Origin of the sequence: Bradyrhizobium sp. (assembly GCF_036735945.1) — a bacterium.
Lineage (GTDB): Bacteria > Pseudomonadota > Alphaproteobacteria > Rhizobiales > Xanthobacteraceae > Bradyrhizobium.
The window spans coordinates 42,058-55,365 of sequence record NZ_DAINNI010000004.1 but is presented as its reverse complement, the minus strand read 5'-3'; the positions used below and the strand labels follow the sequence as shown (position 1 = coordinate 55,365).

Genomic DNA, 13,308 nt, shown 5'->3' with positions numbered 1-13,308 from the left:
TCAACTGACACGCCGTGTCTGGTTTTCCCAGAACGGCCGACGCAGCTCACATTTGAGGATCTTGCGAAATGCACCGAGCCTCGTTACCCCGCTCGGCAAGTTGTTGAAATCTCAGCAAATGCGACCGCCCTCCGAGCGCACCACGCCAACGCATAACTAACTGAATTTACGCCAATTTTTCCGAAGGTTACTGCGCAAGGTCATTTCTTTGTTCGAAATCATTTGGGCACACGAGGGTTCCTGCCCGCCCGACGTTACCGGTGGGGATTCGATCGGGCTGACTCCCAGCTTAGCGAGGAGAAGAATTTAATGTGCGCTGGAAAGTCGTGGTGCGGCGATTTCGTGCGACGGGCAGATAGTCCACCGTGTCTATCAGCACACCAGATCGGCGAACTAAGGAAGGCTCTCTAACTAACGGCGGCTTCCTGATGGCGCATGACTACTGCTGCCGGTGAATCAGCAAACCTAGAGCCGAGCCAGTAGTCCGCTCACGACACCCTTCGTACCTCGATCTACGACAGCGAGCGAGGGATCAAGACCGGCTCGCGCGGCTTCACGCACATCGGTCGGGCTGATTCCGAACTGCCTCCGGAATGCCCGGCTGAAGGAGGATAGATCCAGCATCCCGACGTCATCAGCGATCACAACAATCTGCTGCGCATTGGACGGATCGCTTAGTAACGCAAAACTCTCCGCCATCCGGTGATGCTGAATGTATCGCTGCACGCCACCCTCCGATTCCAGCAATCGATAAAGGCTCGATCTGGACATTCCCAGTTCACGGCACAACATGCTTGCCCCCAGACGGGGAGAGCGCAAATTGCGCCGGATACAACGTCGAGCCTTTTCCTTGAGCGTGGCGCTAATTTGCTCGTGTGCCTTGGTTACACTGTCCATAGACGTTGCAATACATGCGGCAACCATCCCGGCCACCGCTTGCGGAAGGCGCTGCGCGTCTGCCTCTGTCAAGCCTGGCAACTGGCGTTCTAGCAGACTGATATATTCCGAAAGCATGCCGCCAAGCGGCGTATTCAGTGCCTGGCCGCGCGCCGCGTCCAGCGCCGGCGCGAAATAGCTGAACTTATCCCGCGCGATGTTGAGCTGGAGCCTGTGGTCGAGATTTCGCTGATTGGCCGAAAATTCGCCCAGTGACAGAACGAACGGCACTCCGGCCGGCACCGCCGTTTGATCCTTTTCCAACATGAGGTCGGTTGCGCCTCGCTTGCCGATGGTGATCACCCAGTGGTCGGTCGGATCGCGCCTGATCAACGATTTCGTTCTCACTGCACGCAGCGGCGGGGCCGACACGCTGACCAGGGCCATACCGTCGAACTTCCACACCTCGCTCTTCCCGGCAAAGCCGCGATCGGAGGCGTCAATTGACGCCACCTCGAAACTACCAGCATACCAATCCCGCCACGCCTCAAGCTGTTGCGACACGGGTAATTCACACGTGGAGAACCGAACTGCGTCCATAATTGGATCACCAACGGGCGGTGGAGCTTCGACAGTCAATCCAACCCCCAACGCTCGATTTTGGCAAGCCTCCGCGCTCACGGCAGATTTCTGCCATGCATAAAAACCGACGGCCCGCGCGGTTCGCGCAAATTTACCGGCAATACCGCGAAGCTACCGGATGCGATCTCCCGCCCGTGCGCACCCAGCAACGACCGGACCGCCAGTAGTAATGCCCATGCCAATGCCTGCGATGATGGGCTCCCACGACGGCACCGGTGGCAGCTCCCACCGCCGCCCCGCGTCGGCCACCGATCGCACCGCCGACAATTGCACCTCCGACGGCGCCGCGCCCCGCGGAACTCTGAGCCATGACATCGTTTACGGGCACGATGAATCCCAACACCAAGAGAACCGACCAGAGTGGAAGCCGACGCATATGTGAACTCCTCAGTTACTTTTTCAGGACCGGATGCAAACAAAGCTCTGGCCGGGCACTACAACCCGCTACAGCGCGATCAATTTTGCACGAACTGCATACCGCACCAGACCAGCGGCCGATGAAACATTGAGCTTTCGCATTGCCGATCCGCGATGGGTTTCGACCGTCTTTACACTGACATTCAGTATCGCACCCGCGGATTTGCTGGTGTGCCCTTCCGCAATCAGTTGAACAACGTTCTGTTCCCGCGCGGTGAGTACCGCGCGAGATCTCTCCTTTCGGATTGACACAAAGTCACCTAGCAACTGCTCCAGTGCCACGCTGGAAAAATAAGGTTGGCGGTCAAGCAGCGCCTCAACTGCCGTGAGCAGATGATACCTGGCATCCGATTTCAGCAGGAATCCCCTCGCGCCGGCCACAAGTGCGCCCGTCAGAATTTCCTCGTCATCAAACCCGGTCAGGATCAGAACTCCCGTATTCAGACCATCCGATTTGATGCGGCGACAAACTTCCAGACCGTTGATCCCGGGCATCGAGTAATCGACGATGGCCACATCGGGCTTCAGCTTGAGCGCCAGCTCAAGCGCTTCCTTACCGTCGGCTGCTTCTCCGCTCACAATCCAGTCGGCGCGGGTTTCGATTATTGCGCGCAATCCGGTCCGCACGACTTCATGATCGTCCGCAATCAGAATTTGTTTCACGTTGACGTTCCATTGCCGGAGCCACGAGCGATACAAGGCCAACACCCTGGAACGCCCAACATATCGAGCGGATTGCTGTCCCAAAATCGGGGAATAACCCCGAGAACTGAAGCGGAAGTACCGGTCACTGCAAAACCTGAAAACATTCGACTTTCATTCAGTTCGCAGCAACCGGTTGCGATACCCGTGCGGGCTCCGATAGACCGACAAACGTGAACCTGCCTCACGCCTCCAAAAGCTTGCTACGAAGGGCGTATCGAACCAGGCCGGCGGTCGAATTGACGTTGAGTTTGCGCATAGCGGCCGCCCGATGCGTCTCCGTCGTCTTGACGCTGAGATTCAGCATCGCGCTTACGGCTTTATTGCTGTGCCCTTCCGCAACCAATTTAACGATCATCTTCTCTCGAGGCGAAAGTACCTCGTGGGGGCATCTTTTTCCGCTTGCCGCGTGCCTTAATTCCTTCGAAAATGAGCCTGCGTAATATGGCTTGTGCAGGATCAGTGAATCGACGGCCGCCAAGAGCATCTTGCTGGCATCGGATTTTAGCAGAAATGCCCGGGCACCGGCGTCGAACGCTTGCCGCGCGAGCGCGCTCGACTCGTGCACCGTAAAAATCATGGTCTCGGTTGGTAGCTGATGCCCTTTTATGGACCGTGCAACATCCACACCGGTCATCAACGGCATCGAATAATCGACAATAGCAACGTCGGGCCGTTTCTCGACGGCCGCCGACACGGCTTCGCTTCCATCGCGCGCCTCGGCTACGATTTCCCAGCCAACGCGTTGCTCTAGAATAGCCCGCAATCCGGCACGCACCGCCGCATGGTCATCCGCTATCAGAATCCGCTTCATGCTCGAACAGGTCTCCATGGTCGGGTCAGGCAAAGCACGGTGCCTCAATCTCTACCGAGGACCAGCCCGCCTTTTCTGGCTGCTCGTCGAGCGACGAATTCGACGCGTGGCAGCCGCTTTTGAGCTACCCCTCTCTGGACCTTCATACGGAACGGTCGCGAGCAGAACTGTCTCGCGATAGCCCGATGTACGCGAAGAAAGCAACTTGAGCCGCCCACCCATCCCGTGCAAGCGTGCTTGCACGATGCGCAGGCCTGCTCCAAATACAGGTGCACAAGGGTGATGAGCGTCGTCTGCGACGACCATGCCCTGTCCGTCGTCTCGAATTTCGAGCTTCAATTCACCATCCCCGGCTTGAATGGTCAGTTCGACCCTGGTCGCGCGGGCATGACGGTGAACATTCATCAGACCTTCCTGAGCAATTCGCATGAATGACCGCTGCGTCTCATATGGGAGAGAGTCCACCTCGGGCGAGATGGAAACGTCGAGAACCAGCGACGTTCGAATTGCAAATCCTGCCACATACTGCTCAATTGCCGCCTTAAGCCCTCCCTCAACGAGGTCTTGCGGCAGCAGCAGATACGCGACGGATCGCAATTCCTTCAGGGCGCGGCTGATCGAGACGTCGAGTTGATCGCAATGCTTCTCTATCGTCGGGGGATCGTCCAGGGCGTTCTTTATCTGCATTATGCCCAGGCTCGCCGCCACCAAATGTTGGCACGTCGAATCATGAAGTTCGGTTGCAATTAGCCGATGAAGCTGCTCTTGCAGAGCAAGCAGCTCCGACTCCAGCTCCCTCGTTCGACTCGATCCGCAGGAGGCAAGTTGACGATTCTGACTGACCAACAGATCTCGATGAATCATGCCGCTTTCTCCGTGGCCGGGCCAATCTGCCCGCACTAAGGGGCACTCGGGTAAAATTCTCTAGATGCGGGGAAACCCTGAGCTGAGATCGCATCCAGGAACAGTATAAACCACTAGGTAAAACCCCTTTAGGCAGAGAATCCCAGCAATGTGCCGAGCGTCCCAATTGTTGATTTTCTCGTGATACGGCCAAGCGAATACGGAACATTCATCTCGCGAAGTCCGCGGCCAGTCTGCTTGGCCGCCCCGGGCATCTGGCGATTGCCAGAATTGGGTTCTGGATGCACTATGGCGATCGTAGAGTGCAGAATTAGCTAAAGCAGGCTCGCCGATTAAAGCCCCCCGCCAATTGCTTTGCCGGCAAACTCGTCAATTCTTATGTGTAGTGGGAAGTCCCCCGCTTTGGAGACGACATGTCAAAGATCTATTCAGCCGTTCTATGTGTGACAATGCTCGCATTCACAGCGCCTGCGTTTGCACAGGCTCAGCCCGTACGCGTTGGCGGATTGACCTGCGACGCGGCGCCGCGCGTCGGGCTGCTCGTCGGCTCGCGGCAGAATTTGCGATGCGTATTTCGCTCGAATGCGACCGGACGCAGTTATACGTACACGGGCACGATCGGCCGAATCGGACTTGATGTCGGAATCACCGGCGGCGGGCGACTATTCTGGGGCGTGTTCGCGCCGACCTCGCACGTGGGGTATGGCGTGCTGCGGGGGACCTATGTCGGTGCCAGTGGCAACGCCTCGTTTGGTCTTGGTCTTGGCGCCAACGTCCTCGTCGGAGGATCCAATCGCACGATCTCGTTGCAGCCGTTATCGGTCGAAGGCCAACTCGGCGTCAATCTCGCGCTGGGCGTAGCGCGTCTGACGCTTCGATAACTTTGAATCATTGTCACCGAAAGATGTCGGGCAGGATGCGGGCGGCGATACGGCCTGCGTTGGTGCTTGCGTGTGCGGCCCTGCTTGCCGGATGCGCCACGGTCTACAATCTGCCCGGCAATGTCCCCCTCGGCGAGGTGCTTGCCGACAATAATTTCGTCCGGGAGGTCCCCAACCTCGACGACGACATGCTACTGGCGCTGTCGTTCTCCGGCGGCGGCACCCGCGCGGCGGCGTTCTCATTCGGCGTGTTGACCGAACTCGAGCGCGCCCGCGCCGGGTCCATCAAGGCGAAGTCGCTTCTCGACCGCGTGGATTTCATATCTGGCGTGTCGGGAGGATCGGTGACCGCAGCCTATTTTGGTCTCAAGAAACGCGCGACGCTGGATGATTTTCGCGAACGCTTCCTGCTGCGAAATGCGGAGGAACACCTCAATACCAGCGTTTCGCTCGGCAATATTGCCCGCGCCATTGGCGGCGGCGTCAACGACAGCCAGTTCACCAATTGGCTCGATGCCAACGTCTTCGACGGCGCGCGGTTCGATGCCTTTCGCGAAGACCGTCGGCCCCATGTCTGGATCAACGCCTCCGACATCTACAACCGCACGCCGTTCGTGTTCGGAAGAACCGCTTTCGACGCCCTTTGCAGCGATATCAGGCCCTACCGTATCGCAGAAGCGGTCGCCGCCTCAGCCGCGGTGCCGCTGGCGTTCGCGCCGATTGTGCTGGAGACCTTTCCCGGTGGTTGCACCAAGCAGTTGCCGCCGCTGCTCGAGCGCGCCCGTCGCGATCCGCAAGCACAGCCGCTGCTGCGAGCGTTTGCGGAAGCCAATGCCCGCTACCGCGATGGCTCCATGCGGTTTGTAAAGTTGCTCGACGGCGGCCTTGTCGACAATTTCGGCCTGTCCGGGTTCAGCATCGCGCTGATGGCGGCACAGCGACCGTTCGAGCCGATGACCGAGCGGCAAGCGGTGAAGGTGCGGCGCATCATGTTCCTTGTCGTAGATGCCGGCCGGGGCACTTCCGGCGACTTCGCCCAGCGCCTGGAGGGGCCGACCGGCGTCGAACTGGTCTCCGCCGCAGCTTCGACCGCGATCGATGCCAGCGTGCGGTTGAGTTACGCCGCGTTTTCCTCGCAGCTCAACGAATGGTCGAACAAAGTGAAGCGCTGGCGTTGCGGTCTGTCGGCCACTGAGCGTGCGCGTCTCGGCGTCGGCACTAACTGGCGTTGCGGCGACGTCACCATCTTCATCGACCGGCTTCGCTTCGAGCAACTCGGCCCGGCGAGAGCCGGCATCCTCGAAGCGATCCCGACCCGGTTTGTGTTGCCGGCCGACCAGATTGACCTCCTGATTCAGGGCGGCGCCGACACCCTGCGCGAGAGCCGGGCCTATCAGGCCTTTCGCGGCCATTAGTGTTGATCGGCATGGGGGCCCGACGCCGATCGGCACGATAGGTCTCTGATCCATCTGACATTGGAGGGTCATACTTCGGCGCCGATTTACAACCGGAATCAGCACATCGTGGTGCTGGAGACGGAGACGCCCTCCACAGCGCTCCGCATCCAGACGATCGTTTTTTGCTTCAGGCGTGCCTGCCGGCGCGCTGCGGCAACAGGAACACGAGACCCGCGATGGCGGCAGCGAGAACGATGGTGGCGACGGAGCGGCTCAAAGCCAGTCCGCCACGGGTCATCGGCTTGTCCAGGAAGTCGCCAACCGTCGCCCCCAGTGGCCGCGTAAGAATGAAGGCGGCCCAGAATAGAAAGACGCGCGATATTTCGGTCCAGTAATAAAGCGCCGCCAGCACAGCGAGACCGAGGCAGAATACGAGGGCGCCACCCTCGTATCCGAGGCCGGTATTGTCGGCCGTCCAGTCGCCGAGCGCAGTTCCGAGTGTCTGCGAAAAGGTGATTGTCACCCAATAGAAGATTTCCACCCGAGGCGTTGCCACAGTCTGCACATTTATCGAGCCGAGACTGTAGTACCAGACGGCGAGCGAGGCCAATACGCATGCCAGCAGGATGGACGAACCTCCGGCATAGCCGATACCCAACGAGCGATCGAACAGATCTGCCATCGCGGTGCCGACCGTCGTTGAGGCCACGATCGCGAGCCAGTAGACCCAGGGATTGAATCGTCTGATCGAGATTTGCGCGATCACGGCCGCGACGAACACGCCAAGGAAAATCCCGGTGCCGATGAGATATCCGCCGCCGTTTGGATTTGTATCCGCATGCAGACAGCCCATCGTTACCGCATCGCCGCCGGTTTCGCCTAGCGTGGTCGCCAGGATCTTGATGATCCAAAAGCCCAACGTAACAGCTGGCACCTTGCCGGCCTCACTCTTCAAACCATCGCTCAGTTGATCCATCATTTGCTCTTTCTCCGGCCGTCGGCGGCCAATTGCCATTTTTGTGGATGGAGGCCTTAGCCCTTCATCCGATCCGTGACCGACAACAGATCGACGAGAGCCTGCTTGCATTTCGCGGCGTCAGGAGTGGTTTCGCGCACGGCCTCAAGGTAACGGTCCGGTGAGGGCTGCGGGATAATCGCGTGGGGCGATGGTCCGATCAGGCAGCGGACTGGACGGTTACAAAGCCGCGGCCTCGGGTTCACCGAAACCGAGGAGATCGAGCTCAGCGGCAGCGTTTCTGGCTTGACGTCGGCGATCCGCAATCTCGTCGAGAACGCGATCAAGTATTCGCCTGATGGCGGCACAGTCGATCTTGCCATTACGCGTGAAGGCACTTGGGCGGTGATCAGGATCGAGGATGGTGGGCCTGGCATCCCGCCGGAGGACATCGACCGCGTATTTGAACCGTTCTTCCGGGGTAGCCGCCCGATCGGCGAAGGCTCCGGTCTCGGGCTCTCGATCGTCAAGCGCGCTATCGACCAGGCGGAGGGACGGATCGAAATTGAGAATATCGGGCGCCAGGATCAGCCGGGATTGAGAATAACCGTCAGACTAGAAGCTGCGCCGGCCAGAGGCGACGCAGAGCCCGTCAGTCAAGAGCCTCCGCCTTCGGAAAGCTAATGACCGCAATGGTGCCACTTCCGTCGAGGCGATAAGCACCAGTGGGCGCGAAATGCACCTGGCTTCTTTACCCATCTCGGCAAGTTGTTGAAATTGCAGCAAATGCGACCGCCCTCCGAGCGCACCACGCCAACGCGTAACCAATTGAATTTACATATATTTTTTTTGAGAATTGCTACGCAAGGTTACTACTTTTTTCGCGCCTGAGGTTCCCGTGCTGTCCGCGCCCGGCGGCCGAAATCATCGAGTGTGCGACCACTTTCTCCATGCCGGTGATGCCGAGCTTCTCCCGATTCGCCTGCGCGATGCAGTGCGCGGGCATCTTCGGGTCGTCCAACCGAACACCGCCATCATCTGGCTCTCGGTGCACTATTCTCCCTTGTCATCCGATGAATTGTCCTTGGCGCGTTCCTGCGCGGAAAGACGGGCGGCTGGCAGATGCCAACCGTGTCTGATCGCCATGAGACGGAGCGCCAAGCACAAAGCGCCGCCGGCGAAGGCCGAGATGCCATAAGGAAAGCCCAGGATATGGCCGACGACAACGACAGTGGCAGCGGCAAGGGCCGAAACGGCATAGAGGTCGGAGCGCAAGACCTGGGGGATTTCCATCAGGAGAACATCGCGCGTCATGCCGCCGCCAATGCCCGTCAACATCCCCAGAAGCGCTGACATCACCGGGCTCAGTCCAAGTGTGATTGCCTTTTGTGCGCCGGCAACGGCGAAAAACGACAGCCCGATCGCATCGAACAGAAGCACTGGGGTACGCAGGCGGTCAACGCCGGCATACAGAAAGAAGGTGATGAGTCCCGCCAGGACGGATACCAGCAAATATCGACCATCGGTCAGGGCAGCGGGAGGCACGGCGCCGATTAGCACATCGCGCATGATCCCGCCGAAGTTCCCCGCGACAAAGGACAGAACGAGAATGCCGAAGATGTCCAATCGGCGATTGACCGCGGCAACTGCTCCACTGAGCGCGAAAACGAAGGTGCCACCGAGATCAAGAATACGAATGAAAGTCTCGATCGTGATCATACTCATCCCGTCGGCGAAGGCCTGGCGCGCCTAACCAAAGCAGTCGGCGTCGGCACCAAACGGATATGCAACGGATTCGGCGCGTGCTTGCAAGCGATGTAATCCCACAGCATCTTCTGGCGTCAATTCGCACGAAGCCATGCCAGCGCCCCGACCACCAGTGCCTCCACGCCGGTCTCCAGCGTGGGGTGCAGGACCGGTGCGAATTGTGGGCTGTGGTTGACCGGCAGTTCATTGAGCTTGCCCTCGGCCTTGGCCTTTGCATAGGCCACGGGATCGTTGCCGCCCACGAACCAGAATACCGATGGCACCTGCCAGGCCGTGCCGAAGCAACCGAAATCCTCACTGGCTGGAGCGGGCCCGGTGTGCTTCACCCGCTCTGAGGAAAAGTAATCGCGAAACGCCGCGGCGATGCGATTGCTCGCAGTTTCGTCGTTCACATTCAGCGGGTAACGGTCGAGCGGTGTGACCTCGGGCTTTCGCGGCGCGCCCGAAGCTTCTGCTTCGGCATTGACGATCCGCTCGATCGCCGCAAGCACATGCTTGCGCACACTGGCATCGAACGTTCTCACATTCAGCTTGATGATGGCCTCATCAGGAATGACATTCTCTTTTGTGCCGGCCTGCAACACGCCGACGGTGACCACCGCCGTGTCAGTTGCGGCAACCTCGCGGGATACGATGGTCTGGAGTCGCAGGACCACGGACGCCGCCATCACGACCGGATCGATGCTTGCCTGCGGCATCGAGCCGTGTGCGCCGCGGCCGAACAAGCGGATTTGCAGGCTGTCCGCAGCGGACGTGATCGGTCCGGCGCTTCCCGCGACGCTGCCGGCGGGGCCGACCATGACGTGCTGGCCGAGGACGACATCGGGCATCGGGAAGCGCTTCAACAGGCCGTCGTCGATCATGGCTTGGGCGCCTTGCGCTGTTTCCTCGCCGGGCTGGAAGACGGCCATCACCGTGCCTTTCCAGGCATCGCGCGCCTGCGCCAGCAATGTGGTAGCGCCCACCAGCCAGGCGACGTGCATGTCATGACCGCACATATGCCCGACCGGGACCGCATTTCCTTCGACGTCTGTTGCAAAAACCTTGCTGGCATAGGCAACGCCGGTGGTCTCGGCGATGGGCAGCGCGTCCATGTCGGCACGCAGCATCACCGTTGGCCCCTCGCCATTGCGGAGCAGCCCGACCACGCCCGTCTTGCCCACCCCCGTCGTCACCTCGTAGCCAGCTTTCCGCAGACTTTCGGCGGCGATCCCGGCCGTTCGTACCTCTTGCATCGACAGTTCGGGATGGGAGTGAACGTCTTTATAAAGCATCTCAATATCCGGAAGGAGCCTGTCCAGATTCGACAGGACTTCCGATGCAGGATCTTTGGCCATGTCGATCTCCACCCGGTGACTTGCGTCTGGCCTAGTATCCGACGCGACTGCGCGAGGTGCAGATCACGGCATCGTGATCTGCGAGACAGGGCGCCAGGATATCCGGTCTTGCGGCATCGGCCGCCAGCACCATAAGGCCGGCTGGGACATCACGCGGAATGTCGAGGGCGATACCCGTGATGATGTGTTCACGGGCGCGAAGCCCATTGGCCAACCGTGATCCGACCCGCCCGGTGATCCCAATGAGGACGACTTTCACACGCAACCTCCTCAGTGCCCGCAAGCTGTTCCTTGCAAGGAATACTGCTGTGGGTGCTCAACGTCACGCGCTTTGCCGACGATAACCGACGCGCGAGCGATTATGACGGGTTTTTGATCAGCGCTGCCAACCGGGTGATGGATCGCTGGCAGGAAAACACTCCGGTTGAGATGTGTTCGGAAATGGCGATAGCAGTGCGCATGGTCGAGAAGAGGTCGTCACGGCGGAACTGCCACGAACGTTGCCATCCATTGCACATGGCCTCGATGGACGATCATGGGAGATTGTTGCAATATCGATCTGCGGACATCGGCGGAATGATTTATGAACGATTCTCAGTCTCGTCGGCGCCTGATGCATCTCTCTTCGAAAGCGAGAAAGATCATTATTCCAGTTGCCTGTCCGCGCATGAGGTGCGTGCGGCCAATGAACATCAACGGGAAACAGCGATGGACAAGACACAAGACGTTGCCGTGATCGTCGGCAGCCTGAGGAAAGATTCGATCAATCGCACGGTGGCGAACACGCTGATCGATTTGGCTCCCGCCGGTTTGAAGCTTTCCATCATCGAGATCGGTCAATTGCCGATCTATAATCAGGATGGCGACGACAACCCACCTGCCGAATGGACGGCATTTCGCGACCGCATCAGGGCCGCCGATGCGGTTCTCTTCGTGACACCTGAGCACAATCGCTCAGTGCCGGCGGCGCTCAAGAACGCGATCGATGTCGGCTCGCGGCCGTATGGCAAAAGCGCGTGGAACGGCAAGCCGGGCGCGATCGTCACCGCATCGCCGGGCGGCATCGGCGGCTTTGGGTCCAATCATCATTTGCGCCAGTCGCTCGTCTTTTTGAACGTTCCCGCGATGGCGCAACCGGAAGCCTATATTGGCGGCGCCGACAAACTGTTCGATGCGAACGGCAAGCTCGTCAATGACGGCACCCGGAAATTCCTGGAAAGCTTCATGCAGGCCTATGCCAAATGGATCGATGCGAACCACGGATGATGGCGCGGACAAGGAAGCGGCCGCTATCCGGGATAGGGCGATGTCAGGTAGAGGGGGCTCGTCAATGAGCAATGAGATAAGTGGACGTTTGATCGCAGCGGCGCGCGCCTTGACCGGAATCAGCCAGGCTCACTTTGCCGAAGCATCCGGGCTTCCCCTGGACGCCATTGGTATCCTGGAAGCAGGCGGGAGTGCCTTGCTTCGGTCTGAGGGAGAGATCGAGGCGGTGAACCGTGCACTGGAACATTTCGGAGTGATCATTATCGATGAGTCGAACGGAATGGGCGCCGGCGTCAGGTTGAAATTCACCCGTCAGGATGCGAGGCAGATCGCTCGTTTGGAAGGTGAGGGCGGGATCGTGGGCTCAGACGACGCGCCGTGATCTTGCGACCCCACCAATCAAGTATATTGAGCGGTTACAACCCAGTTCCTCGCGATGCGTTCAGGCTGCGCAGGCTGAAGCTCTGAACGTGCAGAACGTCTGAAGGGAGTTTGATATGACAGCCATGCCCGCGCTCTTCATCGGACACGGCAGCCCGATGAACACCCTTGAGGACAACGGCTATACGAGGGCATGGCGGAAGCTCGGCAAAGCGCTCCCGCGGCCGCGCGCGGTGCTCGTGGTGTCAGCGCATTGGTTCATCGGCGCTACAGCGGTGACCGCCATGGCGCGCCCGCGCACTATTCACGACTTTTACGGCTTTCCGAATGAATTGTTCGCTTTCGATTACCCAGCACCCGGCCTGCCGGAACTGGCCGGCGAGGTGGCGGAGGTCGTCAAGCCGCACTGGGTTGGCGCCGACCGCGATCAATGGGGTCTCGATCATGGCACCTGGAGTGTGCTTGCGCACCTGTTCCCGAATGCCGACGTCCCAGTCGTCCAGTTGTCGATCAACGCCCTGATGCCGTTCGATTATCACCTCGACCTTGCGACCAAGCTGAACCAGTTGCGCAAGCGGAACGTGATGATCGTCTCCAGCGGCAATGTCGTGCATAACCTGCGCCGTATCGAATGGGACCGCCCCGACACCGGCGCTGATTGGGCGCATCGCTTCGACGACAAAGTAGAGGGCCAGATGAGTGAATCGCCGGCCGATATTCTGAAGGTCGTCGAGCACGCCGACTATGACATGGCCGTCCCCACACCAGATCATTTCATACCGCTGCTTTACACGGCCGGGCTCGCTGCGGCGGACAAGGACGCCCGAACTCTGCTGCGCGGCTATGCGATGGGTTCGCTGTCGATGACGTGTTATGGGGTCGGGGTGGAGGGGCTGGTCTGCGAGGAACCCGAAGGGGCCGCCACGTTGCCGCGCGGCGTCCCGCCCGATCAGGCCAACATCTAACGCAGCGGCTTAGCCGCGCCGGTATTCGCGCGAAGCGATTTCCT

At 59.7% G+C, this 13,308-nt stretch carries 16 protein-coding genes; 6 read left to right on the top strand and 10 right to left on the bottom strand.

Annotated elements, in window-relative coordinates; all coding sequences use genetic code 11:
- Positions 1-465: 465 nt before the first annotated feature.
- The 5 genes from V7E26_RS02680 to V7E26_RS02660 all read right to left on the bottom strand — a co-directional run bounded on the left by V7E26_RS02680 (position 466) and on the right by V7E26_RS02660 (position 4,315).
- Positions 466-1,440 (bottom strand): AraC family transcriptional regulator, encoded by a 975-nt coding sequence (locus V7E26_RS02680; RefSeq protein WP_324413202.1) that lies wholly within the window; start codon positions 1,438-1,440, stop codon positions 466-468.
- Between the two features lie 169 nt (positions 1,441-1,609).
- Entirely contained in the window at positions 1,610-1,828 is a 219-nt protein-coding gene (locus V7E26_RS02675) for a YMGG-like glycine zipper-containing protein (RefSeq protein ID WP_324413364.1), read from the bottom strand.
- A gap of 134 nt (positions 1,829-1,962) precedes the next feature.
- Positions 1,963-2,598, bottom strand: a complete 636-nt coding sequence (locus tag V7E26_RS02670; protein ID WP_324413199.1) for a response regulator transcription factor — start codon at positions 2,596-2,598, stop codon at positions 1,963-1,965.
- Positions 2,599-2,821: 223 nt separating this feature from the next.
- Positions 2,822-3,451, bottom strand: coding sequence for a response regulator transcription factor (locus V7E26_RS02665; protein WP_324413197.1), 630 nt, complete (start codon positions 3,449-3,451; stop codon positions 2,822-2,824).
- A 51-nt stretch (positions 3,452-3,502) separates the two neighbouring features.
- Positions 3,503-4,315, bottom strand: a complete 813-nt coding sequence (locus V7E26_RS02660; protein ID WP_324413195.1) for a sensor histidine kinase — start codon at positions 4,313-4,315, stop codon at positions 3,503-3,505.
- A 413-nt stretch (positions 4,316-4,728) separates the two neighbouring features.
- Here V7E26_RS02660 and V7E26_RS02655 point away from each other — a divergent pair, with 413 nt between their 5' ends.
- Positions 4,729-5,196: a DUF992 domain-containing protein gene (locus tag V7E26_RS02655; protein ID WP_324413193.1), complete on the top strand. Its 468-nt coding sequence runs from the start codon at positions 4,729-4,731 to the stop codon at positions 5,194-5,196.
- 23 nt (positions 5,197-5,219) lie between these two features.
- Positions 5,220-6,611, top strand: a complete 1,392-nt coding sequence (locus tag V7E26_RS02650; protein ID WP_324413191.1) for a patatin-like phospholipase family protein — start codon at positions 5,220-5,222, stop codon at positions 6,609-6,611.
- A gap of 169 nt (positions 6,612-6,780) precedes the next feature.
- Here the strand turns inward: V7E26_RS02650 and V7E26_RS02645 are convergent, their stop codons facing one another.
- Positions 6,781-7,572: a COG4705 family protein gene (locus tag V7E26_RS02645; protein WP_324413189.1), complete on the bottom strand. Its 792-nt coding sequence runs from the start codon at positions 7,570-7,572 to the stop codon at positions 6,781-6,783.
- 282 nt (positions 7,573-7,854) lie between these two features.
- On the opposite strand from V7E26_RS02645, the gene V7E26_RS02640 reads away from it, so the two are divergent.
- Positions 7,855-8,232 (top strand): sensor histidine kinase, encoded by a 378-nt coding sequence (locus V7E26_RS02640; RefSeq protein WP_324413187.1) that lies wholly within the window; start codon positions 7,855-7,857, stop codon positions 8,230-8,232.
- Positions 8,233-8,407: 175 nt separating this feature from the next.
- Here the strand turns inward: V7E26_RS02640 and V7E26_RS02635 are convergent, their stop codons facing one another.
- The 4 genes from V7E26_RS02635 to V7E26_RS02620 all read right to left on the bottom strand — a co-directional run bounded on the left by V7E26_RS02635 (position 8,408) and on the right by V7E26_RS02620 (position 10,911).
- Positions 8,408-8,569 (bottom strand): hypothetical protein, encoded by a 162-nt coding sequence (locus V7E26_RS02635; RefSeq protein WP_324413185.1) that lies wholly within the window; start codon positions 8,567-8,569, stop codon positions 8,408-8,410.
- A gap of 32 nt (positions 8,570-8,601) precedes the next feature.
- Entirely contained in the window at positions 8,602-9,267 is a 666-nt protein-coding gene (locus V7E26_RS02630) for a trimeric intracellular cation channel family protein (RefSeq protein ID WP_324413183.1), read from the bottom strand.
- A gap of 122 nt (positions 9,268-9,389) precedes the next feature.
- Complete coding sequence (locus V7E26_RS02625; protein WP_324413181.1) at positions 9,390-10,652, bottom strand: M20 family metallopeptidase; 1,263 nt, start codon at positions 10,650-10,652, stop codon at positions 9,390-9,392.
- Positions 10,653-10,683: 31 nt separating this feature from the next.
- Positions 10,684-10,911, bottom strand: coding sequence for a hypothetical protein (locus V7E26_RS02620; RefSeq protein ID WP_324413179.1), 228 nt, complete (start codon positions 10,909-10,911; stop codon positions 10,684-10,686).
- A gap of 53 nt (positions 10,912-10,964) precedes the next feature.
- Here V7E26_RS02620 and V7E26_RS02615 point away from each other — a divergent pair, with 53 nt between their 5' ends.
- The 3 genes from V7E26_RS02615 to ygiD all read left to right on the top strand — a co-directional run bounded on the left by V7E26_RS02615 (position 10,965) and on the right by ygiD (position 13,264).
- Positions 10,965-11,918 carry an NADPH-dependent FMN reductase gene (locus V7E26_RS02615; protein ID WP_324413176.1) on the top strand — a complete coding sequence of 318 codons (954 nt, stop codon included), beginning with the start codon at positions 10,965-10,967 and terminating at the stop codon, positions 11,916-11,918.
- A 64-nt stretch (positions 11,919-11,982) separates the two neighbouring features.
- The gene (locus V7E26_RS02610) at positions 11,983-12,300 is read left to right on the top strand and encodes an XRE family transcriptional regulator (protein WP_324413174.1); all 318 of its coding nucleotides are present in this window, start codon (positions 11,983-11,985) and stop codon (positions 12,298-12,300) included.
- Positions 12,301-12,415: 115 nt separating this feature from the next.
- Positions 12,416-13,264, top strand: a complete 849-nt coding sequence (gene ygiD, locus V7E26_RS02605) for a 4,5-DOPA dioxygenase extradiol (RefSeq protein ID WP_324413172.1) — start codon at positions 12,416-12,418, stop codon at positions 13,262-13,264.
- Positions 13,265-13,308 lie beyond the last annotated feature (44 nt).

Excerpts from the sequence above, each read along its gene's own strand:
- V7E26_RS02650 (WP_324413191.1), top strand. The coding sequence starts at position 5,220 with ATGTCGGGCAGGATGCGGGCGGCGATACGGCCTGCGTTGGTGCTTGCG.
- V7E26_RS02610 (WP_324413174.1), top strand. The coding sequence starts at position 11,983 with ATGAGCAATGAGATAAGTGGACGTTTGATCGCAGCGGCGCGCGCCTTG.
- V7E26_RS02625 (WP_324413181.1), bottom strand. The coding sequence starts at position 10,652 with ATGGCCAAAGATCCTGCATCGGAAGTCCTGTCGAATCTGGACAGGCTC.
- V7E26_RS02630 (WP_324413183.1), bottom strand. The coding sequence starts at position 9,267 with ATGATCACGATCGAGACTTTCATTCGTATTCTTGATCTCGGTGGCACC.
- ygiD (WP_324413172.1), top strand. The coding sequence starts at position 12,416 with ATGACAGCCATGCCCGCGCTCTTCATCGGACACGGCAGCCCGATGAAC.
- V7E26_RS02675 (WP_324413364.1), bottom strand. The coding sequence starts at position 1,828 with ATGGCTCAGAGTTCCGCGGGGCGCGGCGCCGTCGGAGGTGCAATTGTC.
- V7E26_RS02645 (WP_324413189.1), bottom strand. The coding sequence starts at position 7,572 with ATGATGGATCAACTGAGCGATGGTTTGAAGAGTGAGGCCGGCAAGGTG.
- V7E26_RS02655 (WP_324413193.1), top strand. The coding sequence starts at position 4,729 with ATGTCAAAGATCTATTCAGCCGTTCTATGTGTGACAATGCTCGCATTC.
- V7E26_RS02665 (WP_324413197.1), bottom strand. The coding sequence starts at position 3,451 with ATGAAGCGGATTCTGATAGCGGATGACCATGCGGCGGTGCGTGCCGGA.
- V7E26_RS02660 (WP_324413195.1), bottom strand. The coding sequence starts at position 4,315 with ATGATTCATCGAGATCTGTTGGTCAGTCAGAATCGTCAACTTGCCTCC.